Origin of the sequence: Polaribacter marinivivus, from assembly GCF_042651285.1 — a bacterium.
GTDB classification, from domain to species: Bacteria; Bacteroidota; Bacteroidia; order Flavobacteriales; family Flavobacteriaceae; genus Polaribacter; species Polaribacter marinivivus.
Genome location: NZ_JBHSCY010000001.1, coordinates 671,418 through 685,755, shown reverse-complemented (window position 1 = coordinate 685,755; position 14,338 = coordinate 671,418). Strand labels below are relative to the sequence as shown.

At 30.9% G+C, this 14,338-nt stretch carries 14 protein-coding genes; 1 reads left to right on the top strand and 13 read right to left on the bottom strand.

Annotated elements, in window-relative coordinates; genetic code table 11:
* Window positions 1-14 precede the first annotated feature (14 nt).
* The 3 genes from ACFOWD_RS03195 to ACFOWD_RS03185 form a co-directional block, all read right to left on the bottom strand.
* A complete protein-coding gene (locus ACFOWD_RS03195) occupies window positions 15-371 on the bottom strand; it encodes a hypothetical protein (RefSeq protein ID WP_377408057.1) in 357 nt (118 codons plus the stop codon).
* Between the two features lie 141 nt (window positions 372-512).
* Entirely contained in the window at window positions 513-1,574 is a 1,062-nt protein-coding gene (locus ACFOWD_RS03190) for a zinc metalloprotease (protein ID WP_377408055.1), read from the bottom strand.
* 219 nt (window positions 1,575-1,793) lie between these two features.
* On the bottom strand, window positions 1,794-3,008 hold the full coding sequence (locus ACFOWD_RS03185) for an aminotransferase class V-fold PLP-dependent enzyme (RefSeq protein ID WP_377409599.1): 1,215 nt from the start codon (window positions 3,006-3,008) through the stop codon (window positions 1,794-1,796).
* A 98-nt stretch (window positions 3,009-3,106) separates the two neighbouring features.
* Here ACFOWD_RS03185 and ACFOWD_RS03180 point away from each other — a divergent pair, with 98 nt between their 5' ends.
* Window positions 3,107-4,423, top strand: a complete 1,317-nt coding sequence (locus tag ACFOWD_RS03180; protein WP_377408053.1) for a serine hydrolase domain-containing protein — start codon at window positions 3,107-3,109, stop codon at window positions 4,421-4,423.
* Between the two features lie 12 nt (window positions 4,424-4,435).
* On the opposite strand, the gene ACFOWD_RS03175 is transcribed toward ACFOWD_RS03180, so the two are convergent.
* From ACFOWD_RS03175 to ACFOWD_RS03130, 10 genes are all read right to left on the bottom strand, one after another.
* The gene (locus ACFOWD_RS03175) at window positions 4,436-4,639 is read right to left on the bottom strand and encodes a hypothetical protein (protein WP_377408051.1); all 204 of its coding nucleotides are present in this window, start codon (window positions 4,637-4,639) and stop codon (window positions 4,436-4,438) included.
* Between the two features lie 83 nt (window positions 4,640-4,722).
* On the bottom strand, window positions 4,723-6,036 hold the full coding sequence (gene sufD / locus ACFOWD_RS03170) for a Fe-S cluster assembly protein SufD (protein ID WP_377409598.1): 1,314 nt from the start codon (window positions 6,034-6,036) through the stop codon (window positions 4,723-4,725).
* 139 nt (window positions 6,037-6,175) lie between these two features.
* On the bottom strand, window positions 6,176-6,925 hold the full coding sequence (gene sufC / locus ACFOWD_RS03165; protein ID WP_298990522.1) for a Fe-S cluster assembly ATPase SufC: 750 nt from the start codon (window positions 6,923-6,925) through the stop codon (window positions 6,176-6,178).
* A gap of 30 nt (window positions 6,926-6,955) precedes the next feature.
* The gene (locus ACFOWD_RS03160; RefSeq protein WP_377408049.1) at window positions 6,956-7,795 is read right to left on the bottom strand and encodes an N-acyl homoserine lactonase family protein; all 840 of its coding nucleotides are present in this window, start codon (window positions 7,793-7,795) and stop codon (window positions 6,956-6,958) included.
* Between the two features lie 23 nt (window positions 7,796-7,818).
* Window positions 7,819-9,267: a Fe-S cluster assembly protein SufB gene (sufB, locus tag ACFOWD_RS03155; protein WP_377408047.1), complete on the bottom strand. Its 1,449-nt coding sequence runs from the start codon at window positions 9,265-9,267 to the stop codon at window positions 7,819-7,821.
* Window positions 9,268-9,279: 12 nt separating this feature from the next.
* On the bottom strand, window positions 9,280-9,609 hold the full coding sequence (locus ACFOWD_RS03150; RefSeq protein ID WP_298990511.1) for a HesB/IscA family protein: 330 nt from the start codon (window positions 9,607-9,609) through the stop codon (window positions 9,280-9,282).
* A gap of 107 nt (window positions 9,610-9,716) precedes the next feature.
* Window positions 9,717-10,730 (bottom strand): cytochrome-c peroxidase, encoded by a 1,014-nt coding sequence (locus ACFOWD_RS03145; protein ID WP_377408045.1) that lies wholly within the window; start codon window positions 10,728-10,730, stop codon window positions 9,717-9,719.
* Window positions 10,731-10,775: 45 nt separating this feature from the next.
* A complete protein-coding gene (locus ACFOWD_RS03140; protein WP_377408043.1) occupies window positions 10,776-11,525 on the bottom strand; it encodes an MbnP family protein in 750 nt (249 codons plus the stop codon).
* 4 nt (window positions 11,526-11,529) lie between these two features.
* A complete protein-coding gene (locus ACFOWD_RS03135; protein WP_377408040.1) occupies window positions 11,530-12,855 on the bottom strand; it encodes a hypothetical protein in 1,326 nt (441 codons plus the stop codon).
* Between the two features lie 8 nt (window positions 12,856-12,863).
* On the bottom strand, window positions 12,864-14,300 hold the full coding sequence (locus tag ACFOWD_RS03130; RefSeq protein ID WP_377408038.1) for a choice-of-anchor B family protein: 1,437 nt from the start codon (window positions 14,298-14,300) through the stop codon (window positions 12,864-12,866).
* Window positions 14,301-14,338: the final 38 nt, after the last annotated feature.

Below are 14,338 nucleotides of genomic sequence, written 5' to 3'. Positions count from 1 at the left end.
GGTTGAGCATTTGCTCAACCTTTTTTGTTTATATACTTTTTTAAAATCTTAAAAAGTGTTTGTAATTCTTTAGGTGGATATTCGTGATCAAACTCAGAGGATTTATAGCTGTTTTCTGCCCTATTTATTTTAAAATAAGCAATCATTACACCATCAGTAAATCTTTTTGTTGTAGGCGCTTCTAAATCGTTTATAGCTTTAAGGTTAATATTGTTAATCTCGTTTGTTAATGCCTTAACTTGTTCTTCAGTTAAAACAATTGTTTTAGAATCATTATACGATTTAAAAGAGAGTAGATTATCTTCAACTAAAATCTCATACAAAGCGCCTCTTGTTTGAGCTTTGTACTCTATTTTGTAATTGTTTTTCATTACTTTTTTTTGTGATGCACAGTTAAAAAAAGAAAAACTTAGTAATATAATAAGATGTTTCATAGTGTTTAGTTTTTGATTTTAAAGTACAAAAAAAGAGCGTTTAAATAACGCTCTTTCTTGTTTTTGTAGTTTTTGCTATTAGTTTCCTGCTAGTGCAGCTCTACCTCCTCCAGAAGCAAATAAAGCTCTCATTCTTTCTTTTTGTCCTAAACTAAACATATTCATACAGCTATCATCTGTATAATCCATATAGTTCATAAATTGGTCATTTGAACGACAGTGAACTGCAGATGTTGGACAACCATAATTTGGTCTGTCAGAACTTGGTGTATCAGCTACAAAATCGTCTCTGTTACATCTTCCATCACCCCAAATATGTCTTAAGTTTAAGTAGTGACCAACTTCATGAGTAGTTGTTCTACCACCATCAAAAGGTGCAGCAACATAACCTGTAGTTCCAAAATACTGTGGAGAAACTACAATACCATCTGTTGCTAAATTACCTCCAGGAAATTGTGCATAACCTAAGATTCCACCACCAATATTTGCAACCCAAATATTCATGTGAGTTTCTGGTGTTACTGGTGGATATTCTGCTTTTACAGCATTGTTAGTACCCCAAGAAGTTCTTGAGTTTGCATATCTAAATGTATTAGCTAATGTAAAATTAATTTCTGTATCTGCTGCTACACTAGCAAACTCGCTTGGTGTGTTGTTAGCATCATTATTATTTCTTCTAAAATCATCGTTTAAAACAGCGATTTGAGATGCAACTTGAGCATCAGAAATATTTTCATTAGAATTGCTATATACAACATGTACATAAACTGGGATGTTAATAACGCCTAAGTTGTCTCCTACAGGATCTCCTCCTCCATCACCTCCACCATTTCCTGGTTTTCCACCTCCAGTACCACTTGGTTTTTTAGCAGCAATAAATTTTCTTGTAGCATACTCAATGTCATACATTTTTTTGTACAAGTTTTTGTCTTTTGATAATTGTTCGTTTAAGACTTTCATAGAATAACATACTTTATCTCCATTTTTGTCAGATTTGCTTTCAAACTCATCTGTATGAACATAAAAATCACTCATATCAATTTTTGATTGTTGATTGTTTGGAAGGTCAGATGCGTTATCTTGACAACCAATAAATACGCCTGTTGCTAAAACTAGCAAGCCTAATACTGTTTTTTTCATAAAAGGTTAGTGTTTTTGTGGGGTTAATGAATTAAGTTAAATTATGTTAAAACTTTGACTTTAAATTAATATTATTGTTTAAATAATAACAATTAAACAATAAAATGTTAAAAATTTTAACATTGCGAATATACACTTTTTTTTGAAAGACAAAATTAATCCATAAAAAAAGTCATCAAATATTGATGACTTTTTAATTATTTAAGTAAAATGCTTCATTTATGATAACATTAATTTTGCTTTTTTTACAGCTTCAATAAGTAGATCAACTTCTGTTTTTGTATTGTAAAAAGAAAACGAAGCTCTAACTGTACCAGGTATTTTATAATAATCCATTATAGGTTGTGCACAATGATGTCCTGTTCTAACAGCCACCCCTAATTTATCTAAAATTGCACCTATATCATAAGGATGAATGCCTTCTATATTAAAAGAAATAACAGCTGTTTTTTCTGTTGAGGTTCCGTAAATTTTAACGCCTTCTATCTCTAAAAGTTGGTTTGTTGCGTAGGTTAATAACTCATTTTCATAGCTAGCAATTTCATTAAAACCAATAGTGTTCATATAATCTATGGCTGCTCCAAAAGCAATTCCTCCACAAATATTTGGTGTGCCAGCTTCAAATTTATGAGGTAAACCAGCATAAGTAGTTTTTTCAAAAGAAACTGTTGCAATCATTTCACCTCCACCTTGATAAGGAGGTAGTTTTTCTAACCATTCTTGTTTACCATATAACATACCCATACCTGTTGGGCCACACAATTTATGAGCAGAAGCTACATAAAAATCTACATCTAACTCTTGTACATCTGGCTTTATATGAGGTGTTGCTTGTGCTCCATCAACCAAAACAGCAGCTCCAACTTTATGAGCAGCATCTATAATTTCTTTTATTGGGTTTACAGTACCTAAAGCATTAGAAACATGGTTACAAAACACTAATTTTGTGTTTTTGTTTAGCATGTTATGATAAAAATCCATTTCTAAAGCACCTTCTAAATTCATAGGAATTACTCTTAAAACAGCTCCTGTTTTTTCACATAACATTTGCCAAGGTACAATATTAGAATGATGCTCTAAGGCAGAAACTATAATTTCATCTCCTTCTTTTAAAAGTGATGCAAAACCTGAAGCTATCATGTTAATACTGTGTGTAGTACCAGAAGTAAAAATAATCTCAAAAGCCTCTTTTGCATTAAAGTGATGTTGAATTTTAATACGAGCTTGTTCATATTTATCAGTAGCTTCTTGGCTTAAGGTATGTACTCCTCTATGAATATTAGCATTGTAATTACTATAATAATCTACAATAGTGTCAATAACAATTTGTGGAGTTTGTGAAGTAGCTGCATTATCTAAATAAACCAAAGGTTTACCATGAACTTTTCTTTTTAGAATTGGGAAATCGTCTCGAATTTTATCAACATCAAACATAAAAATCATTTTATGATACAAAGATAAAACATGCATTTTTAAGCACATACTATTCTCAATATGATTTTCTTATTTTTACATAACTAAAATGTGTTCAAATGAAAATCTTAAAGAGAATTTTACTTTTACTGGTAATAACAGTTACAATTGCAGTTATTTATAATTATCCAAAACTAAATATTCTTGCAGGCTATTCTGCAAAAAATACAGCATCTTCGGTTTTTGTAGCAAACAGATCTTTAGCATATACAGATAAGACAGATAATAATTTTTCGCCTGTAAATTTAGCAGATGATAAAATAAATGAAAACCATAAAATAGCAACTTCGTCAGCATTTGGTTTGTTAACTAGAAAAGCAATTTATAGAGAAGGTTTAGGAGCAGTATTAACCTTATCAAAAGAAGATGAAACTGCTGCATATTTATCACCAAAAAGAAAAGCGCCAGATCATATAACTCCTTATCCTTATGGAAATGCAGCACAAAAAGACACCGTTTTTAACAATATAGATTATAATAAATTAAATAACACTGTTGCTTCAATTTTTGGGAAAAGACAAACTAGAGCAGTTGTTGTTATTTATAAAGATCAAATTATCGCAGAAAAATATGCTAAAGGATTTAACAAAGATTCTAGAATTTTAGGTTGGTCTATGACCAAAAGTGTGCTAAGTACTGTTTTTGGGGTTATGCAATACCAACAAAAGTTACATGTTATGGACAAAGCACCTATAGATTCTTGGCAAAATGATGAACGCAAAAACATTACCATTCATAATTTATTACAAATGAATTCTGGTTTACAATGGGATGAGAATTATGATGAAATTTCTGATGCTACAAAAATGCTTTTTTTAGAAAGAGATATGACAAAAATGCAAGCAGAAAAACCTTTAACAGGTAAAGTAAACGCATCTTGGAATTATTCTTCAGGCACATCTAATTTGCTTTCTGGTATAGTTAGAAAACAATTTACAACACACCAAGATTACCTAGATTATTGGTATACAGATTTGATAGATAAAATAGGTATGAACTCTATGATTTTAGAAACAGATTTAGCTGGTAATTATGTAGCATCTTCTTATGCTTGGGCAACTCCTAGAGATTGGGGTAAATTTGGTTTGCTATATCTGCATCAAGGAAATTGGAATGGAGAACAAATTTTTGCTAAAGATTGGGTTAAGTACATTACAGAACCCACACCCACTTCAAATGGTACTTATGGAGCTCAATTTTGGTTAAATGCTGGAGGTAGACTAAAAGACGTACCTAAAAACATGTTTTTTGCAGATGGTTATCAAGGTCAAAGAGTATATATTTTACCAGACCAAGACTTGGTAATTGTAAGAATGGCACTTTCATGGATGGATGAAAATCAATTCTTAAAAGGAATTTTAGAAAGTATTAAATAAACCGCTTAAAATTTATTTACTCCCTTTAATTAAGCTTAAAACAACAGCTAAAATTCCTAATGCAATAGCTATATAGGCGTTTGTATTATCTTGAGCTTCTACAAGACTAATATCTCCAACAGCTACTTTTGTTTCTGGAACAACCATAGTGTAAAAACCATAGGCTAATAATATAATGCCAACGACTAACAATATTGTTTTTATATTTTTATTCATCTCGTAAAAGTTTTCTTAAAGTTACAAAAAATAAAAAAACCACTTAAAAAAGTGGTTTTATATTGTTAGGTCTTTTTAAATTTTTATAATTCAAAACCGATATTAACGCCTAATTTATTGGCAATTAATTTTGTAATTCTCGATTTAACCTCTGGTATTTTTACACTTTCTAAAACTGTATTTGCAAAAGCATACATTAATAAACCTTTACCTTCTTTTTGTGGAATACCTCTTTGTTGCATGTAAAATAAAGCGTCATCATCTAATTGACCTATGGTACAACCATGTGAACATTTTACATCGTCTGCAAAAATTTCTAATTGAGGTTTAGCATTAATAGTAGCTTTGTCACTAACTAAAACATTGTTATTTTGTTGATAAGCATTTGTTTTCTGAGCTTCTTTTTCTACTATTACCTTACCATTAAAAACACCTGTTGAACGCTCATCATAAATTCCTTTATAATCTTGATGAGACTCACAATTTGGCTCTATATGATGAACTAAAGTATGATGATCTACATGTTGTTTACCTTCAATTATAGTAACCCCTTTTAAAATAGAGTTAATATGTTCTCCATTTTGATAAAAATTCAAATTGTTTCTTGTAATATTTCCTCCAAAAGAGAATGTGTGCACAGAAACCTCACTATTTGTTTTTTGATCAATGTAAGTATTATCAACTAAAGATGCCTTTTCATTATCATTCTGTATTTTATAGTAATCTACAGTTGCATTTCTTGCAGCAAAAACTTCAGTTACAACATTAGTTAAGACAGCATTAGAAGTTAAACTTTGATGACGTTCTATAATTTGAACATGCGAATTTTCTTCAACTACAACTAAATTTCTTGGCTGAATCATAGTTGCTGGTTCAGAACCAGTTGTAAAGTTGATAATCTGAATTGGTTTTTGTACTTCTATATTTTTTGGGATATAGATGTAAGCTCCTTCAGAAGCAAAAGCTGTGTTTAAGCTTGTTAAATTATCTTGCTTTGCAACTTTGTTGAAATAATTTTCTATGATAGGTTTATACTTTGGTTTGTTTAAAGCAGAAGACATTAAACAAACATCAAAATTTTCGTGAGTTGTTGCAGACAAAAAAGAGCTGTATTTACCATCAATAAAAATTACTTTATACGTATCTATATCATGTATAAAATATTTTTTTACATCAGCTAACTCTATGGCTTTTTCTCTATCAGGAAAAATACTGTAATCGTTCTTTAAAATTGTATTTAAAGAAGTGTATTTCCATGCTTCTAATTTTTTGGTTGGGAAACCAAGCTTTTCGAAATTCTCAAGTGCTTTAGAACGAATTTCATGAACATCTGAGTTCATGTTTACTTCGTTTTCAAAAGCAACATAAGAAGAAAGTATTTTATCTTTTAATTCCATCATTTCAGTCTTCAGTGATCAGTCTTCAGTTATCAGTTTAGCATCTAAAGTTGCTTTACCTCTTTTAGACTGAATTTTTATTTTTTATTGTTTCAGTGTACAAATTTTAAGTGCATACTGCAACTGATATACTGTGAACTTATACTAGTTCTTGTTTAATCCAATCATATCCTTTTTTCTCAAGCTCTAGGGCTAAAGAAGCATCACCAGTTTTTACGATTTTACCATCGTGTAAAACATGTACATAATCTGGCACTATATAATCTAATAATCTTTGGTAGTGTGTAATTACAATTACAGCATTATCTTTAGATTTTAATTTATTAACACCATTTGCTACAATTCTTAAAGCATCAATATCTAAACCAGAATCAGTTTCATCTAAGATGGCTAATTTTGGCTCTAACATAGCCATTTGAAAGATTTCGTTACGTTTCTTTTCTCCACCAGAAAACCCTTCATTTAAAGAACGAGATAAGAACTTTCTATCGATTTCTAAAAGCTCAGATTTTTCACGAATTTTCTTAAGCATATCTTTTGCAGGCATATCTTCTAAACCTTTTGCTTTTCTAGTTTCGTTGATCGCTGTTTTAATAAAATTGGTTACAGAAACCCCAGGAATTTCTACAGGATATTGAAATGATAAAAACACTCCATTATGAGCTCTTTCTTCAGGAGCTAATTCACTAATATCTTCACCATTTAACTCAATAGTACCATCTGTAACTTCATATTCTTCTTTACCAGCAATAATGTTGGCAAGTGTACTTTTACCTGCTCCATTTGGTCCCATAATTGCATGAACCTCTCCTGCATTTACTTCTATATTCAATCCTTTTAAAATTGACTTTTCTTCTATTTCTGCATGTAAATTTTTAATCTTTAACATCTTGTATAAGCTATTTGCTTAAGCATTTGGCTATAAGCTATTTAATAAATTTTCTAATTTTTTATAATCTTTTGGAGAGTGCTGAATGATAACTGTTGCATTTTTTTCTTTAGCAAAAGCCTCAAACTTATCCATACTTTCTAAGGTTTGTTTTATATCGTAATTAAAAGATGGCACACCTTTATTTGCTCTGTTTTCTTCAAAATGATATAAATCACCAGTCAACAAAACTGGTTTTTCTAAACCTGCAACTTCAACATATAATACTTGATGACCAATTGTATGACCAGGCATGTATTTAATGACAACAGTACCATCACCAAAAACATCATAATCTCCATTGATTTTTTTAACATTAGCTAAAGCAGTCATAGCAGCATTTTTTTGTTGTAATGTATCTGCTAGGTTAGCATTATATTCATTTTCTTGAATTAATAGAGTAGCGTCTTTTAAATAGTTTGCATGTCCTGTATGATCAAAATGTGAGTGAGACATAGCAAAGTATTTAAAATCATTAATTTTAAAACCTATAGATTTTAATTGATTTGCTAAAGAGTCTGGTCTTTGAATTCTATACACTCCACTTGGTTCATCATAAGGTTCTGGTATTACCAATTGTTCTGGTAAACCTGCATCCCACATTAAGTTTCCTTTGGGATGAGATATTACATAATAAGCATCTGTAAATTGTTTAGACTGCCCAGTATAAGTAGTATCTTGAGAAAAAACTTCTAATTTTTTAACCAATATAGAACCACCAACTAATTGGTATAGCTTTACTTCTGGTTTTTTAGTTTCTTCAACCTTTTTATCAGAATTTTTACAACTTACAATGCTAACAGCAATTAATAAGAAAAGTAATTTTTTCATGTGTTTGGTTTAAAATTTGTTTGTTATCCTACAGAACCTTCTAGGCTAATTTCTAGTAATTTTTGAGCTTCAACAGCAAATTCCATTGGTAATTTATTTAAAACTTCTTTACTAAATCCGTTTACAATTAAAGCAATTGCTTTTTCTGTATCTATACCTCTTTGGTTACAGTAGAATAATTGGTCTTCACCAATTTTACTAGTGGTAGCTTCGTGTTCTATTTGAGCCGTTTTATTTTTAGCTTCAATGTATGGAAAAGTATGTGCACCACATTCATTACCCATTAAAAGAGAATCACATTGAGAGAAATTACGAGCATTTTCGGCTCTAGAATTTACCTGTACAAGTCCTCTATAACTATTTTGAGATTTACCAGCAGAAATACCTTTAGAAATTATAGTTGATTTGGTATTCTTACCTAAATGAATCATCTTAGTTCCAGTATCTGCTTGTTGAAAATGATTTGTTACTGCTATCGAATAAAATTCACCAACAGAATTATTTCCTTTTAAAATACAGCTTGGGTATTTCCAAGTAACTGCAGAACCAGTTTCTACCTGTGTCCAAGAAATTTTTGCATTGGTTTCGCATAAACCTCTTTTGGTAACAAAGTTAAATACACCACCTTTACCTTCTGCATCTCCTGGAAACCAGTTTTGTACAGTAGAGTATTTTATTTCTGCATCGTCTAAAGCTATTAATTCTACAACTGCAGCATGCAATTGGTTTTCATCTCTTTGTGGAGCAGTACAGCCTTCTAAATAAGAAACATAACTTCCTTTATCAGCAACGACTAAAGTCCTTTCAAACTGCCCTGTACCTCCTTCATTTATTCTAAAATAAGTTGACAATTCCATTGGACATTTTACGCCTTTTGGTATATAACAGAAAGAACCATCAGAAAATACTGCAGAATTTAAAGCTGCATAAAAATTATCGGTTGTAGGTACAACAGTTCCTAAATATTTTTTAACCAACTCAGGATATTCTTGAATTGCTTCAGAAATTGGCATAAAAATAATACCTTTTTCTGCTAATGTTTTCTTGAAAGTTGTTGCCACAGAAACAGAGTCCATAACAATATCAACAGCAACATTGGCTAATTTCTTTTGTTCGTCTATAGAAATTCCTAGTTTCTTAAAAGTCTCTAATAAATCTGGATCTACTTCGTCTAAAGAATTTAATTTTGGTTTTTTCTTTGGAGCTGAGTAGTAAGCAATTTCTTGAAAGTTTGGTTTAGGATATTTAACATTAGCCCATTCTGGTTCTGTCATTTTTTCCCAAACTCTATAAGCTTCTAAACGCCATTCAGTCATCCATTCTGGTTCGTTTTTCTTTTTAGAAATAGCACGAACTACATCTTCGTTTAAACCTTTCTCAAACTTATCACTTTCTATATCAGTATAAAAACCATATTCATATTCTTTGGTTTTTAATTCTTCTTTTAAGTCGTCTTCTGTATATTTTGACATGATTGTCTTTTTTTAAAGTGAAAATGATTCTCCACAACCACAAGTTCTATTTGCGTTTGGGTTATTAAAAACAAAGCCTTTACCATTTAAGCCACCTGAATACTCTAAAGTGGTACCTACTAAATATAAAAAGCTCTTTTTATCAACAATGATTTTTACCTCATTTTCTTCAAAAATCTTATCGTTTTCTTCTTGTTTATTATCGAAAGTTAAATCATAGGATAAACCTGAACAACCACCACTTTTTACACCTACTCTAACGTAGTCTGTGCTTGGGTTAAAGCCATCTTCTTGCATCAACTCTCTGACTTTTTTCTTTGCTGTGTCTGATACCTTTATCATAATATTTACATAGATTAAATCTAAATTGTCTGCAAATATACGATATAACTTCAACAAAAAAGTTAAATTGGTATTAACAAGACCAATAAAACCATTGGTTTTATTGATTATTCTTTGAAGTCTGGATTGTTGATAAACTCTTCATCAGAAAGTGTTAGTAGAAAGGCTTTTAGGTCAGCTTTATCTTTTGGAGTTAAGTTTACCCCTCCTTGATTTACTTTTTTCATTAAAGGATCTATGGTTGGTGAAGCTTGTAATCCTTCTGAATAGTGATTAATGACTTCTTCTAATGTTGCAAATCGTCCATCATGCATATAAGGTGCTGTAAATTTTAGATTTCTTAATGAGGGCGATTTAAACTTTCCATGATCTGCAGGATCTCCAGTTACTGCACCCAAACCTAAATCTGAGAAAGAACGATCTAAACCATTGTTATGAAATTGATTGTCTGTCCATAGAGGATTGTTATTACTTCCATGACAATGAAAACAATCGCCTTTAGCTTCATCCATAAATACGTCAAATCCATTTTGTTCTTCTGGAGTTAGAGCAACTTCACCAAGTAAAAATTTATCGAATTTTGAATTTCCAGAAATTAAAGTTCTTTCAAACTGTGCTAAAGCTTTTGTGATTAATGTAGAATCGATTTTTGTGGTACCAAAAGCTTGACTAAATAAAGTAGGGTATTCTGCATCGTTTTTTAAACGCTCTGCAACTTTTGTCCAATTTGCATGCAATTCTATGGGGTTTGCAACAGGTTCTAAAGCTTGATTTTCTAGCGTAAAATCTTTTCCATCCCAAGCAAATTTTTCATCAAAATTCCAAGCTAAATTAAATAAAGGCATTGAATTTCTGCTTCCTTGTTTACCATCAATTCCAACACTAAATTGTAAATTATCTGTAAATGCTTTTTGTGGATGATGACAGCTTGCGCAAGATTGTGAACCATCACCAGAAAGTTTTTTATCAAAAAAAAGTTTTTTACCTAAAGCAACCCCTTCTTGTGTTAATGGATTATTATTTGGTATTGCAGGAGCTATTAATTTTTCTTTAAAAAGTTGAGGTATTTCTAGCTGATAAGGAACAGGTATATACTCTTCTTCTGAAGAGGAACAGCTCATCAGACAAAAAATGAAAATTATATACAGCCCTATTTTCCTCATATTCTATTGTAAAACATCACCTAAAGTAAAAACAGATTTTCCATTAGCACTTATTAATTTTTGAGCTTCAAAATTTGGCATTAAAACAGTGTTTAGTTGGTTTAAATCCCAAGTATTTGGATTTTTAAACCACTCTGCAATATTCATCTTTATTTCAATTGTGGCATTATTTGTAATATCAATATTGCCTAAATTTACCAAAAACGAAGTGTCTTCAAAAATCAAATTATTTGGGTCAGATCTATTAACAGCTCTAATTGCATGATAATTAAAATTCGCATCTAGATTGTTAGTGTCTTTGTATTTACCATCAAATTGCATGTAATGATAACCACCACCTAACATGCCAGGAACATTAAATGAAACTGTATTTAAATCTTGATAAACACCATCTATGTTATCTGCATCTGAAAATCCGAATGTGAAATTTAAATTATTTACACCCTGAGCAACATTGTTAAAGATGATTTCAAAACCTGAATTAATTCCTAAATCAACAAGCTGATAAGGTTTAGATTCGCCACCTAAATTAACATTAGAAACTACATATCTTAATCTTTCTATGCTCACAGATTCTCCATTCTCTGTAACATAATTAAATGAATTAAAATTTGATGCTGTTACAGGAGTTCCATCCCAATTATGCGTAAATTTTAGAGTAACATTTACAGGTTCTAGGTTTACACAACAATCTGTATCGTCTTTACATGAAGTAAATGCGATGATGACAAAAAACCAAATTATTTTTTTCACTGTATTATTTTAAAACTACTATTAAACCATCAGAAAAGCCTTTGTTTTCTTGGATATCATTATCAGAACTCCAAGATTCTCCTGAAACAATTAATGAACCATTTTGTAATTCTATTACTGAGTTAGCTTCATCTAAATTACTACCACCAATATTTTTTTGCCACTGTAAATTTCCTGTAGCATCTATTTTTAAAATCCAAACATCTTTGTTTCCAAAGTTAGATGCTGCATCTATGTCTGAACTTCTAGAACTACCAACAACATAAAACCCTCCTCTTTCTGCAGAAATGATTTTATTAGCATTATCAAATGATGTTCCTCCAAAATTACGTTCCCAAATTAATGTTCCATCTGAGTTAATTTTAATAACCCAAATGTCTGATGAACCGTTATTTAGAGTTACATCTTTATCAGCACTTCTTGTATTACCAGCAATTAAAAAATGATTGTCTGTTGTTTTAGTAATCGAAAAAGCTTCATCTATTTGTGATCCTCCAAAATTTCTCTCCCAGATTAAATCTCCAGTGTTATTTACTTTTACAATCCAAAAATCGTATTCACCTAAGTTGTTTGAAATATCTGTATCACTACTATCACTATACCCAGTTAGTATATAATTTCCATTTTCAGTTTCAGAAATATCTAAAAGTGTATCTGTAAACTGACCTCCATAATATCTAGACCAAAGTTTATTTCCGTTTGCGTCTATTTTAAGTAGCCAATAATCACCTCCTGCATGACGTTTACTAGTTTTTGAATTACCTTGGCCACCAGAAGCAGTAACGTCTAAAGAGCCTCCTAAAAGAAAATTTCCATCACTTGTTTGTTTTATAATGTATGATTGATCTGCACCAGAAAAACCAAAACTTTTCTCCCAAACTAAGGTTCCATCAATATTAATTTTAACAACCCAAAAATCGTAATTTCCACTATTAACAGTTACATCTAAATCATTACTTCTACTAAAACCAGTTACTAAGAAAGAGCCATCTGAAAGTTGTAAAATATCTCTTGCTCTATCATCATCAGAACCTCCAAAAGTTTTACTCCATTCTACAGTATTTGCAGCATCAAATTTAACTACCCAATAGTCATAACTATCATTATTTTTATTGCTAATATCAAAATCTGAACTTTGGGCATAGCCAACTGCTATATAGCCACCATCAGTAGTTTTTTTTATAGAAGAAAAAGCATCGTTTTTAGTGCCTCCAAGTGTTTTTATTACATCAATTGTTAAAGATTGAGTATTTCCTCCAAAATTTATGCTTTGTTTAGTACAAGAAAAACAAATAATACAAATAGAGATGTAATAGAAAAATTTGTTCAAAATACGGTTTATTTTTTCTGAAGGATAAACATTCCTTTTTCTATATCACTTACTAAAATTTTACCACTATCAAAGAAAGGGTACACATTCCAAACTCCATTAAAGGCAGTGCTATCATCATTTGGGTAAGTATCAAAATACCCAGTTTCTGTCATAGTACCTGCTGCAATATTAGAAATATCATGCATTCTAACTCCTGCTCTATAGTTTGCTAAAAAGAAAGTATTACCTTTTACATAACCATTATGATCTATAGCTTCTGTTGGTCCAAAATATTCAGATAACAATACAGGGTTGTCTAGATCTAACAAATCAAAAATCAATATTCTAGTGGTATTTACATCACCTTCTAATTCGTCTAACTCATCACCAACAATAAAATAACGCTGGTCTTCTGTAAACCATCCTTGGTGTGTGTAACCATCATTTGAATAATCTATTTTAGCAATTCTTGTTACTGAATTTTTGTCTGTTACGTTTGTAATCACCACTTCATTAGCACCATTTCTTTCACCATTACTGCCAATTAAAATTTCTTGACCTGTGTAATCTGTATCAGGGCCATTATAAGTTACTACTTGTGCATCATGAGAATATCCACCAGAAGAAAAACCACCTGCTGCAACTGGATTTTTTGGATTTTGAATATTTATAAAAAATGGTCCACCTCCAAATTGATTTGTTCCAACAGCATAGGCAAAGCCAGAATCTTCATTAATAACGATGTTATGAGCATTTCCAAAATCTGTAAAATCAATATCAGATGTAAACGTTTCTGGAGGGTTTGCTACATTTCTTAATCTTGTTAAATCGAAAACCTGCATACCATGATTTGAAGCTTCACTTACAATAAAAGCATGATTTTCATAAACCTTTACATCTCTCCAAGCACTATTTACAGTTCTTGTTGGTAATTTACCCAAGTAAATTGGGTTTTCTGTATCAGAAATATCAACAAAAACAGTACCATCTAATACACCCATAATTGCGTATTCTTTATTGGTGGTTACATCTGTCCAGCCCCAAGAATCATTTGCTTCTTGAGAACCAAAAGTTGACATAGGTAAATGCAATAGAAGATCGTAATCTTTACATGGATATATACCAGCAAAACCATTTGTACAAGGTACTTTATTCGAAACTGTAGTATCACAAACATCTCCAACTCCATCACCATCTCTATCTTCTTGGTTTGGGTTTGCAGTATTAGGACAATTGTCTTCAAAATCTTCTACACCATCATTATCAGAATCGTTAAAATTATCACAAGTGTCTCCAATACCATCTCCATCTATATCAGATTGATTAGCGTTTGCAGTATTTGGGCAGTTATCTACTGTATTTTCTATACCATCATTATCTATATCTAAATTAACTTCGTCTTTAGAACAAGAAAAGTGAAGTATAAAAATTGCGAATAAAAGTAAAATTGATTTAAGTTTCATAAGATAAATTTCTGCTACTAAATTACTGATTATTGTTT